Source organism: Vibrio injensis (genome assembly GCF_001895205.1).
Lineage (GTDB): Bacteria > Pseudomonadota > Gammaproteobacteria > Enterobacterales > Vibrionaceae > Vibrio > Vibrio injensis.
This window is the reverse complement of record NZ_BDJF01000027.1, coordinates 493,778-519,640: the sequence shown is the minus strand read 5'-3', so window position 1 is coordinate 519,640 and position 25,863 is coordinate 493,778. Positions and strand designations below refer to the sequence as shown.

At 42.3% G+C, this 25,863-nt stretch carries 22 protein-coding genes; 10 read left to right on the top strand and 12 right to left on the bottom strand.

From position 1 onward, the window contains the following. Positions 1-31: 31 nt before the first annotated feature. Complete coding sequence (locus tag BSR11_RS14345) at positions 32-679, bottom strand: LysE family translocator (RefSeq protein ID WP_072671015.1); 648 nt, start codon at positions 677-679, stop codon at positions 32-34. Positions 680-749: 70 nt separating this feature from the next. Beyond that, positions 750-1,364: a fumarylacetoacetate hydrolase family protein gene (locus BSR11_RS14340; RefSeq protein WP_072671014.1), complete on the bottom strand. Its 615-nt coding sequence runs from the start codon at positions 1,362-1,364 to the stop codon at positions 750-752. A 275-nt stretch (positions 1,365-1,639) separates the two neighbouring features. Between BSR11_RS14340 and BSR11_RS14335 the strand changes: the two genes are divergently transcribed. Together BSR11_RS14335 and BSR11_RS14330 are read left to right on the top strand one after the other, a co-directional pair. After that, positions 1,640-2,611 carry a porin gene (locus BSR11_RS14335; protein ID WP_072671013.1) on the top strand — a complete coding sequence of 324 codons (972 nt, stop codon included), beginning with the start codon at positions 1,640-1,642 and terminating at the stop codon, positions 2,609-2,611. A gap of 248 nt (positions 2,612-2,859) precedes the next feature. Then, complete coding sequence (locus tag BSR11_RS14330) at positions 2,860-3,483, top strand: glutaredoxin (RefSeq protein ID WP_072671012.1); 624 nt, start codon at positions 2,860-2,862, stop codon at positions 3,481-3,483. Between the two features lie 55 nt (positions 3,484-3,538). On the opposite strand, the gene BSR11_RS17535 is transcribed toward BSR11_RS14330, so the two are convergent. Both BSR11_RS17535 and BSR11_RS14325 read right to left on the bottom strand, forming a co-directional pair. Beyond that, positions 3,539-3,673 carry a hypothetical protein gene (locus BSR11_RS17535; RefSeq protein ID WP_258306848.1) on the bottom strand — a complete coding sequence of 45 codons (135 nt, stop codon included), beginning with the start codon at positions 3,671-3,673 and terminating at the stop codon, positions 3,539-3,541. Between the two features lie 99 nt (positions 3,674-3,772). Further along, positions 3,773-4,126, bottom strand: coding sequence for a hypothetical protein (locus tag BSR11_RS14325; protein WP_072671011.1), 354 nt, complete (start codon positions 4,124-4,126; stop codon positions 3,773-3,775). Positions 4,127-4,412: 286 nt separating this feature from the next. Here BSR11_RS14325 and BSR11_RS14320 point away from each other — a divergent pair, with 286 nt between their 5' ends. Beyond that, entirely contained in the window at positions 4,413-6,242 is a 1,830-nt protein-coding gene (locus BSR11_RS14320; protein WP_072671010.1) for a putative bifunctional diguanylate cyclase/phosphodiesterase, read from the top strand. Between the two features lie 76 nt (positions 6,243-6,318). On the opposite strand, the gene shyA is transcribed toward BSR11_RS14320, so the two are convergent. Next, positions 6,319-7,632 carry a peptidoglycan DD-endopeptidase ShyA gene (shyA, locus tag BSR11_RS14315; protein WP_072671009.1) on the bottom strand — a complete coding sequence of 438 codons (1,314 nt, stop codon included), beginning with the start codon at positions 7,630-7,632 and terminating at the stop codon, positions 6,319-6,321. A 358-nt stretch (positions 7,633-7,990) separates the two neighbouring features. Further along, positions 7,991-8,302 (bottom strand): isoamylase early set domain-containing protein, encoded by a 312-nt coding sequence (locus BSR11_RS14310; protein WP_072671008.1) that lies wholly within the window; start codon positions 8,300-8,302, stop codon positions 7,991-7,993. Between the two features lie 201 nt (positions 8,303-8,503). On the opposite strand from BSR11_RS14310, the gene BSR11_RS14305 reads away from it, so the two are divergent. Next, a complete protein-coding gene (locus BSR11_RS14305; RefSeq protein ID WP_072671007.1) occupies positions 8,504-10,162 on the top strand; it encodes a SulP family inorganic anion transporter in 1,659 nt (552 codons plus the stop codon). 387 nt (positions 10,163-10,549) lie between these two features. Beyond that, the gene (locus BSR11_RS14300; RefSeq protein WP_072671006.1) at positions 10,550-11,929 is read left to right on the top strand and encodes a YjiH family protein; all 1,380 of its coding nucleotides are present in this window, start codon (positions 10,550-10,552) and stop codon (positions 11,927-11,929) included. Positions 11,930-12,044: 115 nt separating this feature from the next. On the opposite strand, the gene BSR11_RS14295 is transcribed toward BSR11_RS14300, so the two are convergent. Next, positions 12,045-13,427 (bottom strand): DEAD/DEAH box helicase, encoded by a 1,383-nt coding sequence (locus BSR11_RS14295; protein WP_375152949.1) that lies wholly within the window; start codon positions 13,425-13,427, stop codon positions 12,045-12,047. A gap of 553 nt (positions 13,428-13,980) precedes the next feature. Between BSR11_RS14295 and BSR11_RS14290 the strand changes: the two genes are divergently transcribed. Continuing rightward, positions 13,981-14,229, top strand: coding sequence for an Lpp/OprI family alanine-zipper lipoprotein (locus BSR11_RS14290; RefSeq protein ID WP_072671005.1), 249 nt, complete (start codon positions 13,981-13,983; stop codon positions 14,227-14,229). Positions 14,230-14,348: 119 nt separating this feature from the next. Here the strand turns inward: BSR11_RS14290 and BSR11_RS14285 are convergent, their stop codons facing one another. Beyond that, positions 14,349-15,254, bottom strand: a complete 906-nt coding sequence (locus BSR11_RS14285) for a LysR family transcriptional regulator (protein ID WP_072671004.1) — start codon at positions 15,252-15,254, stop codon at positions 14,349-14,351. A 217-nt stretch (positions 15,255-15,471) separates the two neighbouring features. Between BSR11_RS14285 and BSR11_RS14280 the strand changes: the two genes are divergently transcribed. Next, a complete protein-coding gene (locus BSR11_RS14280) occupies positions 15,472-15,831 on the top strand; it encodes a MaoP family protein (RefSeq protein ID WP_004396976.1) in 360 nt (119 codons plus the stop codon). Positions 15,832-16,099: 268 nt separating this feature from the next. On the opposite strand, the gene BSR11_RS14275 is transcribed toward BSR11_RS14280, so the two are convergent. Beyond that, positions 16,100-16,351 carry a DUF3081 domain-containing protein gene (locus BSR11_RS14275; RefSeq protein WP_072671221.1) on the bottom strand — a complete coding sequence of 84 codons (252 nt, stop codon included), beginning with the start codon at positions 16,349-16,351 and terminating at the stop codon, positions 16,100-16,102. 407 nt (positions 16,352-16,758) lie between these two features. Here BSR11_RS14275 and nagB point away from each other — a divergent pair, with 407 nt between their 5' ends. Next, a complete protein-coding gene (gene nagB, locus BSR11_RS14270) occupies positions 16,759-17,559 on the top strand; it encodes a glucosamine-6-phosphate deaminase (RefSeq protein WP_072671003.1) in 801 nt (266 codons plus the stop codon). 39 nt (positions 17,560-17,598) lie between these two features. Here nagB and BSR11_RS14265 read toward each other — a convergent pair whose 3' ends face one another. Then, positions 17,599-19,338 (bottom strand): SulP family inorganic anion transporter, encoded by a 1,740-nt coding sequence (locus tag BSR11_RS14265; RefSeq protein WP_072671002.1) that lies wholly within the window; start codon positions 19,336-19,338, stop codon positions 17,599-17,601. 296 nt (positions 19,339-19,634) lie between these two features. Between BSR11_RS14265 and BSR11_RS14260 the strand changes: the two genes are divergently transcribed. Then, positions 19,635-20,285 carry an HAD family hydrolase gene (locus BSR11_RS14260; RefSeq protein ID WP_072671001.1) on the top strand — a complete coding sequence of 217 codons (651 nt, stop codon included), beginning with the start codon at positions 19,635-19,637 and terminating at the stop codon, positions 20,283-20,285. A 77-nt stretch (positions 20,286-20,362) separates the two neighbouring features. On the opposite strand, the gene BSR11_RS14255 is transcribed toward BSR11_RS14260, so the two are convergent. Beyond that, positions 20,363-23,089 (bottom strand): cation-translocating P-type ATPase, encoded by a 2,727-nt coding sequence (locus BSR11_RS14255; RefSeq protein ID WP_072671000.1) that lies wholly within the window; start codon positions 23,087-23,089, stop codon positions 20,363-20,365. Positions 23,090-23,414: 325 nt separating this feature from the next. Here BSR11_RS14255 and BSR11_RS14250 point away from each other — a divergent pair, with 325 nt between their 5' ends. Next, on the top strand, positions 23,415-24,953 hold the full coding sequence (locus BSR11_RS14250; protein ID WP_072670999.1) for an EAL domain-containing protein: 1,539 nt from the start codon (positions 23,415-23,417) through the stop codon (positions 24,951-24,953). 184 nt (positions 24,954-25,137) lie between these two features. Here the strand turns inward: BSR11_RS14250 and BSR11_RS14245 are convergent, their stop codons facing one another. Then, positions 25,138-25,650, bottom strand: a complete 513-nt coding sequence (locus BSR11_RS14245) for an outer membrane beta-barrel protein (RefSeq protein WP_072670998.1) — start codon at positions 25,648-25,650, stop codon at positions 25,138-25,140. Positions 25,651-25,863 lie beyond the last annotated feature (213 nt).

The window sequence follows — 25,863 nt, the reverse complement described above, 5'->3', positions numbered from 1 at the left end:
GTGCATTAAAATAATGCCGTGTGATTGGCTGTCAGCTTGGCATAAAACTAAGCAGTAGATCACTCAACATCCATAAGGCGAGTAAGAAAAAGATCCCACCCATCAATTTGTGCTGATATAAACGAAACTTGGCATTCTCAAGCAAGACATGTCCGCCCCAGCCGACTAAACCTACCAGCAGTAAATTAAACAGTAACCCACAGATATTGAGTACAATCCCCAAGATTAACATTTGTTCACCGGAACTTGCGGGGACATTGCTCGACACAAACTGTGGTAAAAACATCACAAAAAATACCAATGCCTTAGGATTAAGTAAGTTACTGACCAAAGCTCGTTGATAAAAAGTACTACTTAGTGCGTTCCCTTGAGCAAGATGAGGAGCATCACTCGCGCCACTGCGCAGACAATCAACGCCCATTTTCAATAAATAGCCTGCACCTAACACTTGTAACACAGTGAGGGCGATTGGGCTCATCGCCACCATAGCCGAAACACCAAGGGCAGCGAGCAAGGTTAAAATAACGCCTGAGGTCGCATTGCCTAAGCTAGCAAATACGCCGACTTTACGCCCATAACTCAAGCTTGAGCTGGCAATTAATAACATGTCAGGGCCCGGTATTAACAGCAACGCAATTACCGCGGTGAGGTACAGCGGTAAAATAGTCATATCAATCATTATCATCGCTCAATAGCAGCACAAAGTCGCGAATTCTATCTTAAAGCCAGCGACATTGCTATTGAGGAAGCTATTCAGCCAACCATTCCACTTCAATTAAAGTTTGGTCGGCAGATTTTAAACGGCCGAGAAAAACATCACCCCGATGCACTTCACCAACCCCTTGTGGCGTTCCCGTCATCACCACATCGTTATCCAGCAAACTAGTATAAGATTGAAGGTCCGTTAAAATCTGCGCGGGAGAGAAAATCATCTGCGCAACACCACCACATTGTACTCGCACACAGTTAATGTATAGCTCTAACTGTAAAGTAGCGATATCGATGCCGGTTAAATCAATAAAACGGCTAAAGACAGCCGAGCCATCGAACGCTTTTGCCCTCTCCCAAGGTAGCTGCTTTTGCTTGAGCTGAGATTGTAAAGTTCGCTTGGTTAAATCCAGTCCAAGTCCCACACCTGCGTAATCGCCATTACGAATAAGAAAACAAATCTCCGCTTCGTAGTGCAAGGTTTCTTGATGATAGGCATGTAATTGTTTTGCAATACTGCTGTTGGGTTTATTAAACACCACCATTTGCTCTGGTAACGAGTTATTGAGCTCTTTGATGTGTTCTACATAGTTACGCCCGACACACAGTATCTTTGATGGGTAAACCAATTGTTGTTCATAGCGTATCGCGTTCATCGCTCGTCCTTGAATAATGAGTGAGCACAAAGTGTAACCTATCTTAAAAAATCGCCAAGCTTTCATCGAAAGATAAAAATCAAAAACACCATATGAATGCCTTCACTTCCCGTCTGCAATAAAAGCAAATGAAAACATGGTCGAGTCTTTTTTCTTCCATAAAAACAAAATGTAATCGTCACATTTGAGCAATCAAATCGTCATTTAAACGTTCTACCTTACTCTCAAACCAACCATAGAGCATGAAGCTCAATTTACTAAATAGGGTAATAATAATGAAACAAGCAGCAGTGACAACCGCCATTCTCGCCGCATTGGTCTCAGGATCATCTTTAGCCGCAACCGTTTATAGCGCTGATGGCACGGAGTTGAGAATTGGTGGCCGCGTTGAATTCCGTGGTGATTTTATCGGTGATAAAGGCGCAGAAATAGATGGGACGATGAAAGATAGTACGCGTGCTCGTCTGAATGTAAGAGGCTCAACTCAAGTTGCCGATGACCTAAGAGGATTTGCTTTTTACGAAGCGGAACAGAATACCGGAACCTCAGAGTTTAAAAATCGCTACATGTATGCTGGTTTTGCAACCAATGTCGGTGATATTTCATTCGGTAAACAGGACATGGCAGCGGTACAAATTTCTAATCTCACCGATACCACCGAGTTTTCAGGGATCCAACAGTACATTACCTCAGCCTCTGATAAAACAGACAGTGTGATTGCGTATCGTGGTCAATTCGATGCACTTAATCTGCAAGCAACCTATGCCGCTAATAGTAAAGATAATGCTGATTTATATGGTATTTCTGGATTGTATTCTTTACCTATCGGACTGGACCTTGGTGCAGCCTACTCAGCTGGCGATAATGGTGTCGGTAAAGGTAAACAAAATCAATGGTTACTCGGCGTAGGCTATAAGCTTGATGCATTATCGTTAGGAGCGACTTACTCTTTTGGTGATAATGATGATAAAGCCAATAGTGAATTTAATGCTCTAGAACTTGCCGCCGCTTATAAGTTAAACAAGCAGATGACGTTGAAAGGCGTTTACGGCAAAAGTGAAGATAAAATCTCTGGAAACAAGACAGATAGCGCCGATTTCTTCGAACTTGCCGCTTATTACCAATTCAACTCTGCTTTACGTAGCTACATCTCCTATAAACTGAACAATCTTGACGATGTTGTCGTTAATGGCGTTGAGACTCAGAGTGAAGATACTCTACGTTTTGGATTACGTTACGATTTTTAATGTTTCATAAACTCCATTGCATACTGTCCTTTTTGGCCAAGCTCCGCTTGGCCCTTTTCATTGCCACGCTCTAGTCCCTTCCCCCCATAACCTGTTAAATACGCATCCTCCATCGGTGGGCTCTATCTTTCCGACGATAAACTCTCAAAACTAACAAAAATTCTTATATACTTACCAAGAGTCATTGCTAAGCCACTTTTAAAGATAAGGCCAATGACTCACTTCTCTTGTTACCGTCGAGGTTACTTATGGCGACACCAATCAATATCACCCTATACCGGTGGGCCGGTCAATTTGGACCGTTTAAAGTCAATATTCCCTGCGGTGAATGCACACTAACTCAGGATATTCTTGAAGATACTTTTGCTAATGAACTGGCAGGCATTGAAATTAATTTACAAAGCAAAGATTGGCTTAGTCACTGGTGGGAACCACTAAAATACGGTGCTTGGCACGCTCCTATTGTGATTGTCGAAGGTAAAATCATCAGCCAAGGTGCAGCACTCAATCGAGGGGTTCTTGTACAAGCAGTGATCGAGCAATCAGCACAACGTGAGACCTTACAAGGCAATATTGTTTATGGCAAAGCCTCTTGTCCATATTGTCAAAAAGCCAAGCTAGCCTTACAAGAAGCTGGCATTCGTTTTCAATATTTTGATGTCGTAAAAAACAGCGCCGCTCTCTATCGAATGATCCCCGAAGTTAAAGCCATCATTGGTGCTAAAACTCCAGTGACTGTCCCGCAAATATGGTTAGATGGTCAATATATCGGAGGCTATGACGCGCTGCAGACTTGGTTACTTGAACATCCTCAAACCGGTTCATTACAAGATGAGCCGCTCAATAACGTTATTTCATTAGCGAAGAAATAGCCAAAAGCCCTGAGTTTGATTCACTCAGGGCTTTTTTATATTCTTTATACTCAGATTATTTGCTGAGCTTCTTCCATACTGTTTTAATGAAAGATTTCTTCTTAGGTTTTACTTTACCGTACAATGCTTCGTGCATCATCTGCTTGGCGATAAGTTGACCAATGTAGGCTGAACCTAAATCGTTACCCATAACCCACCTCTAAATGTAATTAAATTACCGAACAAGGTTATGATAGCATAACATTAAACCAAAACAAGGCATATATCACACTTTTATGTTGTAAAATTACTAACTAGTGCATTTGGGCTGCTGATAGGTTTTTCCTGCAGCTTGATAAGTCTCTTTGTGTTTGACTGAAAACTGAGAATCAAAAAACCAAGCGATAAACTTGATTACCTCGTCGCCTTCATTCATCACATGCTCCACAAACTCCTGCTCTTGCTCTTGCTCATCAATCTCTGTCGTAACATGGTAAATCCGCGCTTCTCCGTCGACCTCAGCAAGAGCAAACTGACCCGTCAATGACGCAGCCGTATCAGCAATGTCTTGATCATCAGACTGTTTGAGCGCGTCAAGCACTTGTGGAAGCGTTGACCATTGACAAAGGCTTTTTACTAGAGCCTCAAATTGATTCTGTTGCATGATATTTCCTATAAGTTGAGTCCGGTGATTATACCCAAGTCACTTCAAGATGCGAAGGTTAGGTAATGTCGTTCGATATAGTGCCGTAATCCGCTTCTCACCATCGTTCATTCTTTACTTATTGATTCGTGACGATGAGGTCATCGCTCCCTTGCTAGCAACAGTGGAAAAATAGCCGATCCTCATCCATAGTTAATAAGTTGCAATCAAATGCTGTGAATGCTTTTTCATTTAAAAATAAGAGGAATCACGGTAATCATTAGGATATATAAAGGCGAAAAAAACTATGGTAGCAACCAGCGTTTTGACTCAAAGTGCAACGAGTCTTAACCTCATAAATGAACTCCTTTTACTCGATAGATCAGATATTTATCAACGTTCAGTCCATGTATTACATACCAACTCGAATTCTTGGGCGACTTATTTGATAGAAGTGGATAAATCGCTTTATAAAGGTAGGACATTGAGCTACGCAGGTAAAACGTCTCATCCTGTTACCTGCGATTACTCACTCAAAGGGAGCTTTTATGAGCAGTTAATTAGATGCAAGCAGGCGTATGTGGTTTATAACGATCAACATCATCGGCCATTTCACGATAATCATTTGCTCTATCATGACGCAGTCATCACCTATATCGGTGTTCCGATATACGCTGATAACGGCGATATACTAGGCATGCTTCTATCGACTTTTCATGAATTCCCAGCGGCACTAGAGGCGGAAATTGAGTTTCATTGTGTTGTTGCCCGTATTATTCGCCATCATCTTATCCATCAATGGCTAAACCAGCGCTTTGACAGCTTAGCCCAACAACTGAGTTATGAAATTTCTCATGACAACCTAACCAATCTTTTTAACCGTGATTACTTATCTGAGCGACTGGAATATTTAGTGGAAAATAGTTATCAATCATTCACTCTCGCTTATCTGGATATTGATAATTTTAAATCGATTAATGACCTATACGGCCATTACATCGGCGATCAAGTAATTAAGTTTGTTGCTAATGTTATCTTTCACTATGTCAATAAACAGAACCAAGTTTTCCGAATAGCGGGAGATGAGTTTGCTTTTATTACTTTTTCCAATGACCCACTTAAAATTTGTCAATTGATCATCGATACATTGAATCAGGGTTATCGAGACACTCAACACCACATTAAAATTCGTTTGAGTATCGGCATTGCGAAAAAATCAGCACCACCCATGACGGCGGATCAATTGATTCTCAATGCAAGTCTGGCGTTGATGGATTGTAAAAAACACAGCCTACAACAAGTTCGTTGCTATGACACACATTTAAATGATTACTATTATCGCCGAACCCAAATTGTGAGTGGGTTACGAGCAGAGCTTGAAAGCCCATTAACTGAACACTCAGAAATCTATGTCGAAATCCAACCGATCGTTTATCGCAATCAATCTCACTGGTCTTATTTTGAGGTCTTGGCTCGCTGGAAAAACAAACAACTCGGTACAATTTCTCCTTTAGAATTCATTGAGATAGCCGAACAATCAGGGTTAATAATTGAACTTGGTGAGCGAATTATCGAGTTGGCTTGCCAAGCAAAACGAGTATTAGAAACTGGGCTGAACTACAAAGTCACTTTAGGTATCAACTGCTCTGCCCATGAGTTTGCTCGTTCCTCTCACTATTTAAATCATCTCAACTTAATCATTCAACAGTATGGATTCCATCCTTCAGAGTTCATTATTGAAATGACTGAAAGCGTCTTACTGACTCAAACTGATCAAGTCTCTGAGCGTTTACATCAACTAAGAGCGCTAGGTTTTAAAATTGCGCTGGATGATTTTGGCACTGGCTATTCGAGTTTAAACTACATTCATAGCTATCCAATTGACTGCATAAAAATTGATGCCACGTTTATCCGTAACTTGTTATTAAATAAAACCTCGGAGCATGTGATTAGCTTAATCATTCAACTCGCGAAACAGTTGAATGTTGACTTAATTGCTGAAGGAATAGAGAACCAACACGAGTTAACCAAATTATATGAAATGGGTTGTGATGCAATCCAAGGTTACTATTTTTCCAAGCCTCAGCAACCACTGGCGATGGTGAACTACTTACAAAATAATCCCCCCAAGCTGTAATGAAACCACTTGGGGGGATTGTTAGCTATTGATTAGGGCAATGGCCGTTCATTGATTGAATCGAATGGCCTAATCGTTAACTATCAGAATCCGATCCAGCCTTGCTTGCCGCGAGCATACTGTCTTGTTGGGCCAATAAACGGTCTAACTCATTACGACGGGCAATAAAGTTGGCCATATCCTGCTTAGGAACAGAATTCGCCATCGGAATATTAGCTGTCATTGGATCCACAGGGCGACCTCTAACGATCAATTCATAATGAATGTGTGGTCCGGTTACCCGTCCTGTTGCACCCGATAATCCAATACGTTGACCACGAGTAACCTTTTGCCCTTTTTTCACTAAAATCTTACTCAAATGCAAATAACGCGTCATGTAAGTACTACCATGCTGGATAGTAATATAATTACCTGCATAAGGATGATTACGCGTCATCACGACAACACCATCACCAGTGGCAACAACAGGGGTGCCAGTTGGCGCGGCAAAATCCGTACCATTGTGTGGCGCGATACGTCCCGTTACAGGGTGGCGACGATTAGGATCAAATCCAGAAGACATCCGCCATTGGCTGGTGGTGGGATAACGTTGAAAAGCTCGCTGTAAGCTTTGCCCATCTTTATCGTAATACTGACCATCTTTATAAAGATAGGCGGTAATCTCACTGCCACGATTGTAAAGTTTGATCGCTTGTATCTCTCGGTTCCCAGTCAATTTTTCACCGACAAACTGACGTGATAACACCACTTCAAAACGATCACCAGCGCGAAGATCGCGACCAAAATTTACTTTATCTTTAAGCAGTGACACGATCTGATCAATATCTGCACTCCCTAAACCAACTTGGTTCGCAGACTGAGAAAAACTGCCTTGTATTTCGCCAATCATGGCAAATTCTCGCCATTGACCAGGAATTTCAACCTCAGCAAAATCGTAATTACCATCATCGAGGCGTGTATAAACCGCACGTTTGACAACGTTAAATTCAAGTTCCATTTTAGCAAGATCTTGGCTACCTGGGGATTTCCAAAAGCGTAAAATATTACCCGGACGCAAAGTATCGAGAGCCAGATAGTTTAAATCTGTCTCCATAATTTTCATTAGATCTTGGTACCGGAATCCAAGCTGATTAAAAATAGTGCTTAAATTATCGCCGGATTTAATTTGGTATTCATAATCGGGATAAGCCACTTTGGCTTCACTCGCATCCGCAATAATCGTTTCTACAATGTGCGATTCGGGGACAGATAAAGTAACCTTTTTCGAATAGGTCGTAGAGTTGATTGAAGATGAAATAGCGGCCAACGCGAGCAGAGGTAAACCGATGACAGAGACTTTCTTACGTTTAGATAAAGCGGAGAAGCGCAAAAAAAGAGACTTGGATAGCACAATTTAACCCGTTGGTACTGTTAAAAGAGACAAAAGAGTAAGACTTTCTCGCCAAAAAGTCACCTTTTGTATGGTAAATAATCAGTAAAAGTGTGCTTATTTATGAAAAGTTATTGATTAAAGTTGAATTAATCGACTGACAAAAAGCGAATTCTAGGGAACAGACGTCTCTAGGCCATAATAAAAAAGTTTGGTTTATCGCTACTCTTTATCGATGATAAGTTCGCTGTTGCGCCAAGCTATGCATCTAGTGGATACAACGCTTAATGCAACAACGACTTTATGACATCATCGAATTCTCAGGATCGGTGTTGGCACTAACTAAACAACCGCCGGCAGCGAAAAGCATCTATCTGAATTAATGAGTGGCTGGTTCATAAGTGCGTACAAGACAGTTATCCTCGCCAAATTCATTGGCAACATAATGATCCGCTTGTGCATCATTGAGCCATTGCTGCTCATTCAGTCGGTAACGAAATTGGAATTCTGCATCCTTAGGCAAACGAGCTTTAAACTTATATACATTTGATTTTGCACTTTTTTTCATGGCTTGAGGTTGCCAATCTAAAAAATCAGCGACAATATCTACGCGCTCAGCATCTTGAGGGGCCTCAAGTTCAAAAGTAACTTCCACTTCATTCTTAGTTTTAAAAAAACGTTTATTGATCATGACAAACTCCATTTCTATTTTGTATCAATTTTGAACAACTGGAGAGATTATAAGCGCGCTTGCATACATGCTCAACCACTATCCCCAAACAACGTGAACCATTAACACCGAGTCGGCCAGCCTCAACCTTTACAGACAGGTAAATGAGCGTAGAATCCTCCGCGTCTCTATTTCTCCCTTCTTTTTCTGAGGTGATGATCCATGTTTGCCATTTATGATTCTTACAAAGCTGGGTTACTCAAACCCAATCAGTGGATAAAAAACATCAGTGCTGGTGTGATTGTCGGTGTGGTCGCCCTGCCTTTAGCTATGGCATTTGCTATTGCTTCAGGCGTCAAACCTGAACAAGGCATTTATACAGCGATCATTGCTGGATTAATAGTCTCTTTATTTGGGGGATCGCGAGTACAAATCGCCGGCCCAACAGGCGCATTCATTGTTATTTTAGCCAGCATCGTGGCTCAATATGGTATTACTGGGCTGCAAATCGCGACCATGATGGCTGGTGTGATATTACTCGTCCTTGGTCTTGCTAAACTGGGGAGTATTATTCGCTACATCCCTCATCCGGTTATCGTTGGCTTTACCAGCGGTATTGGGGTGATCATTTGGATTGGACAATGGCAAGAATTTTTTGGTTTACCGACGATTACGGGCGAGCACTTTCACCAAAAACTTATCGCCATTTTCTATGCTTTACCGAGCCTAGATTTTACGACCACCCTACTGGCACTCTTTTCACTTGCGCTGGTTATCTGGGGACCAAAACTTCCGAAGTTAAGTAAAGTTCCGGGGCCATTATTGGCTTTGGTTGTCGTCACTGTCTTTCAATATACAATTGGTTTTGATGGCGTTCGCACCATTGGTTCTGCTTTTGGCGGTATTCCGCAAGGTCTACCGGAGTTTTCAATACCCAGCATCACTTTTAGCCAAATGTTATCACTGATTGGCCCAGCTTTTGCTATCGCCATGCTTGGGGCCATTGAATCGCTACTCTCTGCCGTGGTCGCCGATGGAATGACAGGCACTAAACATGACTCTAACCAAGAGTTAGTGGGTCAAGGCATGGCAAATATTGTCGCTCCGCTCTTTGGAGGTATTGCGGCAACAGGCGCTATCGCTCGTACCGCTACCAATGTGCGTAATGGTGGTAATAGCCCGTTATCTGGCATCATCCACTCTCTGACTCTCGTTGTCATTCTATTAGTCTTAGCGCCACTAGCAGTCAATATTCCTTTAGCAACGTTGAGTGCTATTTTATTTGTCGTGGCTTGGAACATGAGCGAAGCGCCACACTTCATTAAATTAATTAAACGAGCTCCAAAGGCAGATGTGGCCATTTTGCTGATCACTTTTACACTGACCGTATTCGCAGACTTAGTGGTGGCGGTTAATATCGGGGTGATCATCGCGACCTTACATTTTGTCAAACGCATGGCCTCCAGTGTCGAAGTGAAAGCAAGTACAAGCCCAGATTTAACTCAAGAACTTGCAGAGCATGGATTATCTCAATTACCACGTGATATTGCGGTGTATGCTCTAGAAGGCCCTTTTTTCTTTGCTGCCGCAGAAAACTTCGAACATGTGATGAGTAATATCCAAGAAACACCACGCATTTTAATCATTCGCTTAAAATGGGTGCCTTTTATGGATATCACTGCGTTGCAAACGCTGGAAGCGATGATCAAGCGCTTCCATAAAAAACAGGTTCAAGTACTGATTTCCGGAGCAAACTCTCGCGTGACACTAAAATTGCATCGTTCAGGCATAACAGAGCTAATTGGTGAGCAGAATCTTTATGCTACATTTTCCGACGCATTAAAAGATAGTTTAGCAAAACAAACCCCAACCAATGATTAATTAAATCGCATTCCACATTATCTTGATTTTAAAAAACCTAACGACTAAGACCCTTATTTCTTTTTATTATTCAATGCATTATTGATGAAATTTCAAGAATAAGGGTTTTCTTTACTCTCATCGAACACGACAAAACAGTGTTGCAAATCACAAAAACAGCACAGCCCACTTAAACAATAATTTAACCAATGCAACAATAACAAAACAATTCACTGTTATCTGTTTTTTCAACAGCGCAAACGATTGAATAACTAACCCCATTTATTGAATAGTATTGCAAGCAAGGTGGAAAATAGTTATTCTGCGCACATTGATTAAATAGGGATGTTTAGTGAATTAATATGCCAATGGATGGCCTTAATTAAACAGCAGTAAACAGGAAAAGCAATGCAAGATAACTCTCAAACTTTACCAACGCAGGAGAAGAATATCCCTGCTGCCAGTCTGTGGATGTTCCTCATCCCATCATTAATTGGTGTGTTCCTGTTTATGGCACCCGTTTACTACAATGGTGGTTTGACAATCCCTGTTGCCGTATTAGCGAAATCAATACAAGCGTTATTCGGTGATTACTTAGTGAACATCATTACGGTCATTGTCACTTTTATGTCCGTTGCTTCGGTTGCCACCAAGCTCTTTAAACCCCGAGTGATTGTTAACTCCCCTTTCCTCAACAATTTATTCAATCCTAGTTGGGTTTGGCTCACCGTTCGTGTGATTGGTGGGGCTGCAATATTAATGACCTTTTTTAAAGTCGGTCCAGAGCTGATTTGGGAAGAGAACACAGGTGGATTAGTCTTAGAAGGCTTACTGCCGACTTTATTTTCAGTATTCATTTTTGCCGGTTTACTCCTTCCCTTGTTATTAAACTTTGGTTTATTGGAACTGATGGGAAGTCTACTCAGCCGTGTCATGCGCCCTTTGTTTAACCTACCTGGACGCAGTGCGATTGACTGTACTGCTTCTTGGCTTGGTGATGGCAGTGTCGGTATCTTGCTGACCAGCAAACAGTATGAAGATAAATTCTACACTCAACGTGAAGCTGCAGTAGTTGGCACAACCTTCTCTGCTGTTTCTATTACCTTTAGTTTGGTGGTACTAGCACAAGTACAGTTAGAACATCTGTTTTTACCTTTCTATGGCGCTATCTGTTTGGCTGGTTTTGTTGCCGCGGTGATTATTCCTCGTCTACCACCACTCAGTTTGAAGAAAGATGAGTTCATTGATGGTACTAAACCACATAAAGATGCCGATGCTATCCCACAAGAACACAGTGCATTCTCTTGGGGAATGTCACTCGCACTAGAAAAAGCCGCACAAGTAAAATCGGTAAAGTCGGTCTTTGGTGAAGGTGTTCGTAATGCCGTAGATATGGTATTTGGTGTCTTACCGGTCGTGATGGGGTTGGGTACGGTCGCTTTGATCATCGCAGAATACACATCTGTTTTTGCGATCCTTGGCCAGCCTTTCGTACCTTATTTGGAATTGTTAGGTGTACCAGAGGCGGTGCAAGCCTCACAAACGATTGTGGTTGGCTTCGCGGATATGTTTATCCCTGCAATTTTAGCAGCGTCAATCGATAACGAAATGACTCGTTTTGTGATTGCGGCGATGTCAGTAACTCAGCTTATCTATATGTCTGAAGTCGGTGCATTACTGCTAGGTAGCCGAATTCCTGTCAATATTCTTGAGTTGTTTGTGATCTTTATTCTCCGGACTCTGATCACACTACCAGTTATCGTCGGTGTAGCACACTTAATATTCTAAGCTCACAAGGCTTGATTAAAAAAAGCGCCACTCAGTAATGAGGGCGCTTTTTGTTTTGGCTCTTGCTAACTAAGACCGCTTTGACTGCTTGAACAATATAATAAAGTGAGTAGCGTTATTCGTCATCAGGCTTAGGCGCTGTTTTCTTTTTCGGAATAAAGACCGAATCACCCACCGCAACATTCTGATAAAAACTTTTATCGCGTTTCACGGGTTTTTGAGGCAATTTTTTAGCCTGTTTTTTAACTTTACCGGTTGCAACCGTAGTTTTATTCAGCGGCTGACGAGGGCGTAAACCAGTAAACTTACCTTGCAAACCTTCCAATACTTCAAACTGAATGTCTTGCTGTAAAAATGCTTCCACTCGTTTAAAGCTGTCCCAATCTTTAGGGCCAACCAAAGAAATTGCATCACCTTGATTACCAGCACGACCAGTACGACCTACGCGGTGTACATACTCTTCCGTATGCTTTGGCATATCAAAGTTAATCACATGTGTAACATTCGCAATGTCTAATCCTCGAGAAGCAATATCGGTCGTGACTAAGATCTTAAATACTGCGCGTTCAAATTGACTCATGATCGTATTACGTTGAGCCTGATTGAGGCTACCACTGAGCGCAACAACTTTTAAATTTTGCTCATTCAGTTTATTCGTTAAGCGTTCAGTATCTGCACGGGTTGCCGTGAAAATGATCACTTGTCGATACTCCGCATCTTTTAAAATGCGATCCAATAACGCTTCTTTATGATCCAAGTGATCACACAAATAAAAACGTTGGCGAATGTCTTTATGCTGCTCATTGGATAAACCAATCGCAATCCGTTTAGGATCATTCAACATCTCATGCGCAATAGTGTTCATTTCCGCATGATCTAGCGTGGCAGAAAACATTAACGTTTGGCGACGACGATGTTTAGCAGCATTATGAATATGTCGTAACTGTGGTGCAAAACCAAGATCCAACATCCGATCAGCCTCATCCAAAATCAGCGTATCCAATCCTTGTAAAAAGAGAGAACGATGCTCAAGGTGATCCGCTAAACGCCCGGGGGTCGCAACAATAAATTTGGGGCCTCGACGCAAGGCATTCACTTGGTCATTGAAGTTCTCACCTCCAGTGATCAAGGTTGCCGTGTAACTTAATCCCGCTAATGCAGAACGCAACTCACTATAAACTTGTTTTGCTAACTCACGCGTAGGGACCAAAATAACGCCACGAGGGTCACGTGCAGATAACGCTTTGGTTTTTAGCGCTTTATGCAGCATTGGAAGCAAGAAGGCTAACGTTTTCCCCGAACCCGTTTTCGACGAAGCCAATAGATCTTTACCTGCCATTGCAACAGGAATAGCTTGTCGCTGGATATCGGTCGCTTGCTTAAAGTCATAATGTGCTAATGTTTTTAATAAGCGATTGTCTAGGCCTAATTCTTTAAACTGCAAAGGATTCTCCAATAAAAATGATGCCGCCTGAAAAGTAGGCAGCCAACAAAACATCAAACGTAGTATACCAAATCACTTGTAACGACGGTTAACGAAATGACGCTTCCTTCAATCCGCCTAGATCTAGGCTCTGTGATAAAGCAAAATGCGGCTTTCAACCTCTGATGACAGTGTCAAGTAGAGACTCGGTATTAAGCCCCATAATAACTTGAATATGCCCGCTATAGATAGCAATCGCATAAAATATTCTGTGTTTTAGGCCATCTAAAAACCATAAAACATTGAGGCAAAGCCCAAACAATTGATTAAGGTATAAAATTTTGGGTTATTTTGACTTTTAATCTATAGTCGTGAATGAAAATAGTGTCTACACTTTAACTCGCTACTATATGGTATACACCTAGGCGATTGGTCAATGCCTATCCGGATAACCTGAAGCAAGCTGGTAGACGGAAAGATAAGTTCCATCCCATGAGCATACGTTGTGCAACTGGTTTCAACTTGTCTTGCCAACACCATGCTAGCCTCAAAGCAGGATAGGATCGCCAGGGTCAAGTGAACAATAATGTATAGGGCGTATTTGATAAATATCAACAAGGAGTTCAATATGAACAAAATGTTACTTGCAGCTGCAGCGTCTTCTGTACTTCTTCTAGCTGGTTGTGCATCAGGTCCTGACGAAGCAACGACAACCAAGATCGATCAGTTAAACAACCAAGTCAGCCAACTCAATAGCCAAATTGCAGCACTGAAAAGTGAAAATGCATCGCTAACTGATGCGGCTCTCGCTGCACAAGAAGAGGCAGCACGCGCAAACGAGCGTATCGATAATATTGCTCAGTCTTACACTAAGTAAATCGTTCGATTCAGTAAAAAGGGTAAGTTCAGCTTACCCTTTTTACTTTTCTTCACCGCGAACCATCACTAACGGCTCTGAATGTTGTGCCGTCACTCTCTAGGCTCGTTGACCTTCGGCTAATCACTATCCGTTTCGGTTTCGTTTAATTCAGCCGCTTTTTGCAAACTGTACGCCGTCAACGGATCGATGTTTTGCACCAATTGCTCAACCTGTAGAATAGCGTCGATCGATGAGCTATTTTTTCGATAGCTCAGGTAAATTGGCCAATACCAATCGGCAACGGCTGCCACACGATATAATTGTCCTGACTGGATGAAAGGCGCAACTACCGATGCTGGTAAGTAAGCGCTTCCCCCTTTCTCTAAAATAAAATCTAAAGCAATACGCGCCGTTGAGGTACGTAGGAAGGGCGCAGGAGCACGAGGATGTCTGTCGGCATGCTCTGAGGCAAAACGCATTCCCCAGTCAACGTAAACATAGTGATTCTCAAAAACACTGTCTGCGGTATCTGGTCGAGTTGACACCAAGACTAAGACTAAGTCCGCAACCTTTTTACATTGCAGCTCATCCGCTTTAATTTGATCAAAGGCAAACGCCATATCTAGGGTACGTTCAAGTAACTGACGGTTCAGCTGCTCTCGCCCCATCACTTCAGCTTTAAAACCATAGCCACTAAACGCATCGGTAACCGCGCTTAGGCAGTTTTGCAGATACGCATCCCATATGTTAGGTGTCCCACCTAATGTTAACTGTAGCGCCTTACCGCTCTCTAAAGAGAGCTCAAGTTTAGCTTGCTGTAATGTCGCAACCATGACTTCAGCATAACCGACCAATCGCTCGCCAGCGGATGTCAGTTTAATGTTGTTTCGATCTCGGCTAAAAAGTTGCGCATCAAAATAATTTTCTAACTGTTTGATTCGAGCGCTAACAGCGGCTTGAGTCAAATAAAGATTCTCCGCTGCCCGTCCAAAATGACGGACTTTAGCCAGTTCAAGAAAAGTACGAAAGACTTTTACATCCATTATTGAATCCTCTGCAATGACCAGCGAAGATTAACAAGGAACGACAATTATGACGATAAAAAATTTTTGTTTTTCTTTTCCAGAGTTTGCGCCTAACTTTCGCCGTAATCCACAGCTAAGTAGTGGTGTACCTAAATGGCCTCAGAGATACGCCGTATCACTGGAAAATAGAGCCAAAAATACTTTTAAGTACTCCGCGTATTCACACGAGGTTGATATGTCTGAAACAGTCTTTCGTCACGGTAAAAAACGTTTTTACGATACCAAAAAATTTCCCCGCGGTTTTGCCAAGTCTGGTGACTTCACTTTAGGTGAAGAAGAACTGCTGATCCTTTACGGAGATACGATGCTCGGCCTTGAATCCGGTGAGCTAGTCCCAGAAAACGCTGAAGAACAACATTTTGTTGAAGTACTAGCCAATCCAGAACTAGCGAGCAGTAAGATCGAGCGAGTTTGGATGAAGTATGTCCGTCTATCACGTGGTCGTAAACGCTTCCATACCCTAAATGGACGTAATAAGCCCGATGCGTCGGATGATTATACTGATGATGAACCAAGCTTAGTTGAAGAAGATTAATCATTACCGATGCTCGGTGATGCCAAGTCGGGAATTAAATTAAGCCTGTAGTGCGTGTTAAGTCACAGCTCTACGGTCTATGCCTTGCGCTTGATAACTTAAACGCTACATTAGCGGTTGGTTTTTTAATCCAATGAATCTTTCTCCCAAAGCCCCTAGCCTACTTCTGCTTGGGGCTTTGTTTTATAAAAGGTTCCATATCACCAAGACGAAAATCAGCTGGCTGTATCATCTTATGATGGCATCCGGTGGCTTGAGAAAAGAGCGCTTATTTAGTCAATAGCGCAATTTTTTTCAGAAAACTATCGCGTAGATGCTCTTGGTCATACTCCAAATGATACGTGTTATGGAAACCGACTTTAAGCTCAACACCATTGCCTCGTAGATACACTGTGTATCCATCGTAGTCAGAAAATGCCTCTATGCCTTCATAAATTTTACCAAACTCTGTCGGTGTCCCGTATTCCATCACTTTTTCGTAAGCATGCAGTATTTTGCTTGATTCAAGTTCATTTTTCATCGCGGTAACTCCCTTGAGTACTGTTTTCTTTAGTATGGATAACCGAACAACTTCTTGCCACTCGTTCACTCTAAATATCGACACTACCGCTTCGCCTAGCGTAATAGCTAAAATGAAAAGACTTAATTTACCCTGTAAATTTTTTCTGTTAGACATGGTCTGAAATCAACCAAAACCGTTGATATCAATTGATAGCAAAGGCATGTATTGGCTGACAAACGGCAATCTCTCCCCCTAAAACAAAAAACTTTGACCCAAAGCATAGCCGTAACCAATAACTTATTTTATAATGAAAATTAATGTGATTAACACCGTATCCAGAGCACTGAGAGAAATGGGTGGGCCAGACTTCACACCATAACTACTCCAAGTCGCAGGGGATCAATGACTATAATTAGGGGTAACCAATGAGATTAATTCCATTACAACAAGCGGCACAGGTCGGTAAATGGGCTGCGGCACATATCGCAAAACGTATCAATGCATTCCAACCTACGGCAGATCGCCCTTTTGTGCTTGGACTACCAACGGGAGGCACACCTCTAGCCACTTACAAAGCATTAATTGAATTGTACCAAGCAGGTGAAGTCAGCTTTAAACATGTCGTGACATTTAATATGGACGAGTACATTGGTATTGCTGAAGACCATCCTGAGTCATACCACTCTTTTATGTACAATAATTTCTTTAATCATATTGATATTCAGCCACAGAATATTAACTTGTTAAACGGTAACACTGACGACCATGAGCTGGAATGCAAACGCTACGAAGATAAAATTAAATCTTACGGTAAAATTAATCTGTTTATGGGTGGTGTCGGTAATGATGGGCATATTGCTTTTAACGAACCCGCGTCGTCACTCTCTTCACGTACCCGGATAAAAACGCTGACTGAAGATACTCGTATTGCTAACTCACGCTTCTTTGATGGTGATATCTCACAAGTACCTAAATATGCGCTAACGATTGGTGTCGGTACCTTGTTAGATGCAGAAGAAGTGATGATCCTCGTCACCGGACATAATAAAGCACTCGCCTTACAAGCCGCCGTTGAGGGTTGTGTGAATCATATGTGGACCGTATCAGCGCTACAATTACATCCTAAAGCGGTGATTGTCTGCGACGCTCCAGCAACTCAAGAACTTAAAGTCAAAACGGTCAAATACTTTACTGAACTAGAAGCTGAAAACATTAAAGGCTTCTAAGCAAAAAATTTAGGCCCGCATAATCGCGGGCCTAATTATTTAAGCAACCTCAGGAATAGGCTTAGGTGGATCGTCTGGATTAGGTTCCTTTTGCACAGTCGGAATTTGACCTTCTTCAACAGCATGTTGATAACAACCCGTCAATTTAATCGCCAAATACATATCTGCACGTAACACCAGTCCACCATCTCCAACCGGCACGCCCGCTACTTCACACCATTGACGCAAACTACGCTTGCGTCCAGCAAGGATTAAACGAATCCCTCGTTTTTTGAGTAACGTCTGCGTTTCAGCCAATACCGCCATGACACTTAAATCCAAATGAGTAAAACTTGCTACAGCATCAATCACGACACAGCTCAACTGATCTGGGCTTTGGTCGATCTTTTCTAATAATCGTGCCTTGAAATAGGGTGCATTAAAATAAGTTAATGGTGAATTAAAACGATACAGTAATAGGCCAGGAATCGCAGCTGCTTTGCTAGATTCATCCATGGTACGGATAGTGCCATCTTCATCCAAACCTAAGCATTGATCGCTCGGACGCATCACCACACGCAAAAATTGGAACAATCCTAACAAGACAGCAAGCGTGATGCCTGGTATTACCCCGACAACCAGCACCGCAATCAAAGTTATCGAAGAGAGGTAAAAAGCATCCCGATTGCGCTTTTTAAGCCCCCAAACCCCTTTGAGATCAAGCAACGACATCGAAGCAATAATCAAGACGACTCCTAATGCCGCACTCGGAATGTACTGTAATGGCTGATAAAGAAAAATCGCTACAAAACCAATCACTACTGCTGCAATGATTGAAACCAGTTGCGATTTACCGCCATTAGCATCATTGACAGCAGTACGTGAGTCCGCGCCACTTATCGCAAAACCTTGCGAAAAAGCTGACGCTAAATTCGCTAAACCCAGAGCTCGAAACTCTTTATCTGGATTAATATCATAGCCATTTTTAGCCGCAAAACTTCGTGCGGTCAGCATCATGCTGACAAAGCTCACCACCGCTAAATTGAGAGCAGGCACGACCAGTTCCCGAGTGATACCAATATTAAATGCTGGCGCTTGAAAGATAGGTAAACCACCTTCGATAACCCCAACCACACTCACCCCATAACGATCGAGTTTGGTTAACCAGACTAAAATGGCAGCAACAACAATCGCTAACATTGCCGCAGGCCATGCGGGCCGAAAACGTTTCGATAACCAGTAAATCAGTAAAGTCATAATACTGACGAGCACCGTCTGCCAATGTAAATCTAATAGACGGTGAGGCGCTTCAATGATTCTCTCTAAAAAATAACGCTGTTCATATTTAATGCCAAAGACTTTACCTAACTGACCAACGATAATAGTTAAAGCGACCCCGTTGAGTGGCCCAAGTAAGATAGGGCGAGATAAGAAATCAGCAAAAAGGCCTAAACGAAAGCGGCTAGCAATTAAACACCAAAACCCCGTCATCGCTGTCATAGTGATGACTAATTGCCAATGCTTAGTCGGATCTCCAGCTGCCAGAGGCGTCACCACAGCAGCAACCACAGCACACGTCGCTGCATCCGGGCCAACAATCAATTGTCGTGATGTTCCAAATAGCGCATAAACGATCATCGGTAGAACACAAGAATAAAGACCAACAATCGCCGAGACTCCGGTTAATTGGGCGTAAGCAATCGCGACAGGCAGTGCGACCGCCACCACTGAAAAAGCGGCACGAACATCATCCAACAACCACACTTTTTCATACTGCTTAAGCTGATATAGCCCAGGCATCCACTGCTTGATTGATATTGACTTCAATGTTGTTTACCCTACCAAAGATTGCCAAATAATAACTCAAAGCTGTTGTTTAACTTAGAGCGACCGACGACGATACAGAAAGATGGATCATCCTCTATCATAACTCAAGTGTCATCAACTATCTCGGCTAATCAGATGATTTATATAACCAAAAATAACAGAGATAGACCTGAGTTTGCTCCTAGCGTAATGTCAGGTAGTAAGGCTATATCGACGTTGGCTATCACATAAAATAATGATCATTCCTTCACTCTGCCCAAAGGTTTTTTATGAATTATAACGCTGCTATTTTTGATATGGATGGCCTACTGCTTGATACTGAAAGCGTGTGCTTAAGAGTATTTGAACAAGCATGCCAGACGGTAGGTATTCCTTTTCTACGTGAGGTTTACCTATCCGTGATTGGCTGTAACGCCGCAGGAATCGAGCAAGGTTTAAAAGCTGGTTATGGTCCTGAGCTTGATTATCCAAGTTTGCACAAAGAATGGCGCAAAGGCTACGACGCGGTCGTTAAACATCAACCCATTCCAGTCAAAGAAGGCGTCATTGAGTTGCTGGAGTGGCTGAAACAACACAATATTCCTACCGCGGTCGCCACGTCAACGCAAAAAGAAGTCGCTACCATTAAATTACGCTTAGCCAAACTTGATCACTATTTTGATTGCCTAACCACTGGTTGTGAAGTTGTTAATGGTAAACCCGATCCTGAGATCTACCTTTTAGCGGCTCAGCGGCTGGCGGTCGATCCACGACAATGCTTAGCCTTTGAAGATTCAAATAATGGTGTACGCTCAGCGATGGCCGCCAAAATGCATACGTTTCAAATTCCAGACCTCGTCGAACCTAATGACAGTATCAGAGCACTGGGTCACCATATTCGACCATCATTACGACACGTACTCAACGAGTTACAGGCATAACCTAAGCAAACCCATTATGACAAGTTAGCCAACCTGCGGAGTCGGTTCAACACTCTAACGGCTGGCTAACATAATGATTAACGTTTCATACGTCGCCACAACATTTTTTCCAACTCAATCAGTATCATCACTGCGATTCCGTAGGCAACCATTACCGCCCAATAAGTGGCTGAAATCGGCGCACTTTGGAAAAGTAAGTTCATGAAAGGTAAGTATAAAAATGCCAATTGGGCGAAAATCATCAAAACAATACCAACCATAATCCACGGATTAGTCTGCCATGACATGGTAAAAATCGAACCGTTTAGACGTCGACAATTCAATAAAAAGAAACTTTGCACGACGACAAACAAGGTAACCGCAATACTGCGCGACTCTTCTAAACTGGCGCCTTGTGCCACCGACCATTGGAATAGTCCAAATGCCCCCAAGAGTAATAAGCTACTAACCGAGATAATTCGCCCAACAATTTCGCGATTTAGGATAGGCTCTTTTAACTCGCGAGGTTGCCGTTGCATAATACCGGCTTCTTTCGGTTCAAAGGCCAGCATCAAGCCAAGAAAAACGGCAGTGGTCATATTTAACCACAGTGCTTGTACTGGTAAGATTGGTAGCGTTAATCCAAACACAATCGCAACCATAATCACCAATCCTTGGCCTAGATTGGTCGGTAAAATCCACGTGATAAACTTGGTTAAGTTATCAAAAACATTACGACCCTCTTCGACTGCTGCTTCAATGGATGAAAAATTATCATCGGTCAACACCATATCTGAAGCTTCTTTCGCCACTTCTGTCCCACTGATCCCCATTGCTATACCAATATCAGCTTGCTTTAAAGCAGGAGCATCATTAACACCATCCCCGGTCATCGCGACAACCAAGTGGTGAGATTGTAAAGCATTAACCAGTTGTAATTTTTGCTCCGGAGCAACCCGAGCAAAAACAGACACATCACGACAAGCTTGTTTCAGTTGCTCATCATTTAATTCACTTAACTGTTGACCCGTTAACACAGTACCAAAATCCGAATGAGTCGCACTGGCAATCCCAATTTGAGCAGCAATCGCTTTGGCAGTGAGCGCATGATCACCGGTAATCATCTTGACTTGAATACCCGCTTTTTGACAGATGTTTACTGCTTGAATAGCCTCAGCCCGTGGTGGATCAATCATGGCTTGCAAACCTAAAAAAATAAGATTCGGTTCCGCTTCCTGTTGATTAAAACGCTGCAGCGTTTGTTCATGATGATCGACCCACTGCAACGCAAAAGCCAGCACTCTTAACCCTTGGCTGGCCCATTGGGTGACTTGCTCATCTAACTTATCATGATCGAGTGTGACCAAACTGCCATCTGCCATCAATTGTTGACGGCAACGGCGACTGATTTGTTCTACCGACCCTTTAAGGTAAATCAAATTACGTTGCTCATCAAAACGGTGCAAAGTCGCCATATATTGACGATCAGACTCGAAAGGAATGGTATCAAGGCGACGGTAAGTTTGCTGGCAAGAAGAATTGTCTAATCCTGCTTTTAAACCACAAGCGATCAGCGCCCCCTCGGTGGGATCGCCTTCCACCAACCAACGATCTTCTTTTTCCAACAAACGTGAGTCATTATTTAATAATCCAGCACGCAATAAATGTTGAAAAGCATCATTCGTTTTCCAAATCTCAGGAACTTCACCCTGTGGAACATAACCACTACCTGTCACTTCAAGAGCCAAGCCTCCCGCATACAGCTTTTGTACCGTCATTTGGTTTTCGGTCAACGTCCCCGTTTTATCTGAACAGATGACATTGGTCGAACCAAGTGTTTCTACTGCTGATAACGTACGAATAATCGCATGACGTTTTGCCATACGCCGGACACCAATCGCGAGTGTAATAGTGACAACCGCTGGCAACCCTTCTGGTATCGCCGCCACCGCTAATGCCACTGCCGCCATAAACGTATCGGCAGCAGGTAAACCATAACCCAAACCAATAAAAAAAGTGGCGCCAGCCAAAATTAAAATCACCCATAACAGTAATTGACTAAAGGCATGAATTTTCCGAGTGAGTGGCGTTTCTAGCTGAGTGGCTCTGGCAATCATGCTGGCAATTTGGCCCGTTTGTGTATTATCTCCTGTCGCAACAATAATGCCTTGAGCGGTGCCATAAGTGACTAAAGTACCTGCAAAAGCCATATTTTGTCGATCGCCTAATACCGTATCAGGCGCTAACTCACCTAATCGTTTTTCAACAGCGACAGATTCCCCTGTTAAGGTGGACTCATCAATCTGTAAATCTCGGCACTGATAAAGACGAATATCCGCAGGCACTTTATCACCCGATGCTAGAACGACAATATCACCACACACCAGATCCGTAGTCGTTACCGACTGTTTTTTACCATCACGGATCACCGTCGTATTGGACGATAACATTTTCTTAAGAGAGTTAATCGCTTGTTCAGCTTTACTTTCTTGCATAAAGCCTATCAACGCATTAATTAAAACAACTAATAAAATAACTCCAGCATCAACGTATTCACCCAAAATAGTCGTGACGAGTGTGGCTACTAATAATATATAGATCAAAGGGTTGTGAAACTGTAATAGTAAACGTTTCCATGCTGGCATCATCGCCTGCCCAGTAATGACATTTCGTCCATCACGTTCTAATCTAATTTGAACTTCTTGAGAGGATAAGCCGCTGTCTGTATCACTATTGAGTTGCTCGACAATATTCTGCTCAGATTGACTATGCCAGACCGGATGGCTGACCCTCGTTTTCGCGGTGTTCGGTGAGTGTTTTTCCATAATCACCTCCTTTAATAATGAAACCCAAATAGAGACAAACAACTTGGTATTGTTAACCTATGATGCATGACACTCATACTAAAACAGGCTCTTATAAAGATAGCGTCTGCGCAGCAACTGATGAGAATAGAAGCAAAAAATTGTCTTAGTGTTCAAATTTTTTTGTCAACCAAGGTCAATCACTTACGGTACAGAGCTAAGTATGCTCAGCGATAGAGAATCTTATTAAATATACAGCATTCTCATTATTGAGACAGCATTTTCGCAATATCTGCCCACATGACATCTGTAGATGACACAAAGAGTGCTAAAGTAGTCTAAACACATGACCGTTTTAGGGATCAATATCTTGCCAGTCAATCGCATAAGACAACGCGCTTTCTCTTTGTTGCTTCTGCCACTGTTGATCTATTTTGCTGCTTTTCCACTGATCAGCACTTACGCTACAAGCTTATTATTGACACAAAAAAAAGCTCAAATTGAACATTATTTAGCTACGCGAAGTGATGAATTACAAACCATGATCCAGCAGCAAATCCAACAACTGCAATTTGATTGTGGCCCTCATGATTGGCAAGTGATTCGCGATCCTCATTATTACAGTCGTTATATCCGTTTTATGGGTATCGTAACCAATCAAGGAGAGCAGTGTTCAACACTTGGATATCCATTAGAAGCTAGTGCTTTCAACCACTTAAACAATAAAGGAGCGGCAACGTTTTCTCTCGCTGCAACCCCTGAGATTGCAGAAACAGAAAGTGAACTGCTGATTCAATTTTCTCAAGATGGTAATACCGCGGTTTGGGTTTTAGATAGTAGTTGGACACAAAGCAAACTTAATCAACCTTGTTCCGGCTGCTTTTATTATGAAGCGCGATTTGTAAATCAAGATCGTCCCGTTTTATTGGTACAAAGAGGCAATGAAGCTATTCTCAACGACACTAATGCTCAATCATTACATGTATCAGTGCAAGGTATTGCCGCCGCCAACAAGCAAGAACTATGGGCAGGACAAGCCTTACAACAGTATGTACAACATAACCTATTGATCTGGGGTACACCGTTGAGCCTTTTATTCGGTGGTTTACTGATGGGCAGTTACTGGATTGTACGAAATTATCGTAATTCAATCGAAGGCTTAATTGAAAAAGGAATTCGCGACAATGAGTTTCTTCCCTATTATCAACCTATTATTGATAGCCGAACTGGAAAGATCGTCGGTTACGAAGTGCTCTTACGCTGGCAAAAAGGTCAAGAGCTAATCGCGCCAGATTTATTTATCCATGCTGCGGAAAGTACAGGATTAATCATTAAGATCACCAACCAAATCATTAAGATCGTTTTACACGATTTGGAACATTTACCACTATCGCATTGGGTTAGCATTAATTTAGTCGCTGAACACATTGAAAAACAGCATCTTTCAACGCTTTTAAGCTTTCTGGATTGGCCTCAAGCTAAGCGGATAAAATTTGAACTGACTGAACGTATCCCTATCAACGATTTAACCGCTGCAAGCCAAGAAATCGCTCTACTGATGGAAAAAGGGTATCAGTTTAAAATTGATGATTTCGGCACAGGATATGGAGGATTCTCTTACTTACAACATTTGCATATTCGCAGCATAAAAATAGACAAGATGTTTGTTGATACGATAGAAACCGATGATGTGAAAAAGAGCGTGCTAGACTCGATTATTGCTTCAGCAAAAGCAGGAAATATTGAATTGATTGCAGAAGGCGCGGAGACGATTAATCAAGTCGACTATCTTGCTCAACAAGGTGTATTTTTAATTCAAGGTTATGTCTACGCCAGAGCCATGCCTATCAATGAGGTCATCAACAAACTCCATGCCGAAACGTGATCAACACTTGGCTAATACCTACTTCAACTTATTGTACTTATCATCCGTCATTCGATGAATAGATTGGTAAACCATCACCCCGAAAGCCCTCACGGTATCGTGAGTATCACTTTCGAGGCAAATTTATCAAGCGGGATGGCGATGGATAAAATCCCAATACCAAAAGCAAGCTCAACGAGTCTGATTAAAAACCAATCCCAGCACCAATGGTGATCGAGGTTGAGTCTGCGCTACCTTGAGTACTGTAACCAATTTCCAAAGAAAAATTCGAGCCATCCATGTTATTTAGGTTAACCCCTACGGCTCCCGTCAAACCAAACCCATCACTTTCAATGTCTTTATAGGTTCGATTATAGTATTGGCCCCCCGCTCGCAAATACACATCACCAATCTGCATTCGATGGCGCAGCGTCATCGTTAAAGGCACTGTATAGGCTTTATAGGCGTGTTTTTCACCTTCTTTGTCTTTTAAATCAGCGTGCGTTTCACCATAGCCTAAGTTAACTGAACTAAGTGGGGTTAAGCGGTAGGAACCTCGCACTTGCCATTGATAACCCGTTGCACTTTGTCCGCCATAAGACACTTGTGTAGGACCAGCGCTAGCCGTCATATTAAAAGGGGTAGATTGAGCATAAACGGGGGCAGCAGCAGCCAACAATAAAGCCGCTAAGCTTAAGGTTGGAAAGTACTTTTTCATGAGTATGTCCTTATCTGTCTCTAAAGCGAAAAGTGTTTCTAGTTTAACGGCTAATCGACAAAAAAACTTAGCCCTTTTTATCACGGGGGAGAGCTAAGCCACAAAATCACTATGTACCTAGCAAAATCTAGCCATATCATACTACTGAATCGTCATCACTAAATCACTTGGCGCACAGGTAATCACACCCTATGGAATAAAAAGCGCAAAATA

Coding starts and splice junctions, on each gene's coding strand:
- BSR11_RS14245 (WP_072670998.1), bottom strand. CDS start 25,650: ATGAAAAAGTACTTTCCAACCTTAAGCTTAGCGGCTTTATTGTTGGCT.
- BSR11_RS14260 (WP_072671001.1), top strand. CDS start 19,635: ATGAATTATAACGCTGCTATTTTTGATATGGATGGCCTACTGCTTGAT.
- BSR11_RS14305 (WP_072671007.1), top strand. CDS start 8,504: ATGTTTGCCATTTATGATTCTTACAAAGCTGGGTTACTCAAACCCAAT.
- BSR11_RS14335 (WP_072671013.1), top strand. CDS start 1,640: ATGAAACAAGCAGCAGTGACAACCGCCATTCTCGCCGCATTGGTCTCA.
- nagB (WP_072671003.1), top strand. CDS start 16,759: ATGAGATTAATTCCATTACAACAAGCGGCACAGGTCGGTAAATGGGCT.
- BSR11_RS14265 (WP_072671002.1), bottom strand. CDS start 19,338: ATGCCTGGGCTATATCAGCTTAAGCAGTATGAAAAAGTGTGGTTGTTG.
- BSR11_RS14345 (WP_072671015.1), bottom strand. CDS start 679: ATGATTGATATGACTATTTTACCGCTGTACCTCACCGCGGTAATTGCG.
- BSR11_RS14290 (WP_072671005.1), top strand. CDS start 13,981: ATGAACAAAATGTTACTTGCAGCTGCAGCGTCTTCTGTACTTCTTCTA.
- BSR11_RS14330 (WP_072671012.1), top strand. CDS start 2,860: ATGGCGACACCAATCAATATCACCCTATACCGGTGGGCCGGTCAATTT.
- BSR11_RS14275 (WP_072671221.1), bottom strand. CDS start 16,351: ATGAAAAATGAACTTGAATCAAGCAAAATACTGCATGCTTACGAAAAA.
- BSR11_RS14250 (WP_072670999.1), top strand. CDS start 23,415: ATGACCGTTTTAGGGATCAATATCTTGCCAGTCAATCGCATAAGACAA.
- BSR11_RS14325 (WP_072671011.1), bottom strand. CDS start 4,126: ATGCAACAGAATCAATTTGAGGCTCTAGTAAAAAGCCTTTGTCAATGG.
- BSR11_RS14280 (WP_004396976.1), top strand. CDS start 15,472: ATGTCTGAAACAGTCTTTCGTCACGGTAAAAAACGTTTTTACGATACC.
- BSR11_RS14295 (WP_375152949.1), bottom strand. CDS start 13,427: ATGTTTTGTTGGCTGCCTACTTTTCAGGCGGCATCATTTTTATTGGAG.
- BSR11_RS14340 (WP_072671014.1), bottom strand. CDS start 1,364: ATGAACGCGATACGCTATGAACAACAATTGGTTTACCCATCAAAGATA.
- BSR11_RS14300 (WP_072671006.1), top strand. CDS start 10,550: ATGCAAGATAACTCTCAAACTTTACCAACGCAGGAGAAGAATATCCCT.
- BSR11_RS14255 (WP_072671000.1), bottom strand. CDS start 23,089: ATGGAAAAACACTCACCGAACACCGCGAAAACGAGGGTCAGCCATCCG.
- BSR11_RS14310 (WP_072671008.1), bottom strand. CDS start 8,302: ATGATCAATAAACGTTTTTTTAAAACTAAGAATGAAGTGGAAGTTACT.
- BSR11_RS14320 (WP_072671010.1), top strand. CDS start 4,413: ATGGTAGCAACCAGCGTTTTGACTCAAAGTGCAACGAGTCTTAACCTC.
- BSR11_RS14285 (WP_072671004.1), bottom strand. CDS start 15,254: ATGGATGTAAAAGTCTTTCGTACTTTTCTTGAACTGGCTAAAGTCCGT.
- BSR11_RS17535 (WP_258306848.1), bottom strand. CDS start 3,673: ATGGGTAACGATTTAGGTTCAGCCTACATTGGTCAACTTATCGCCAAG.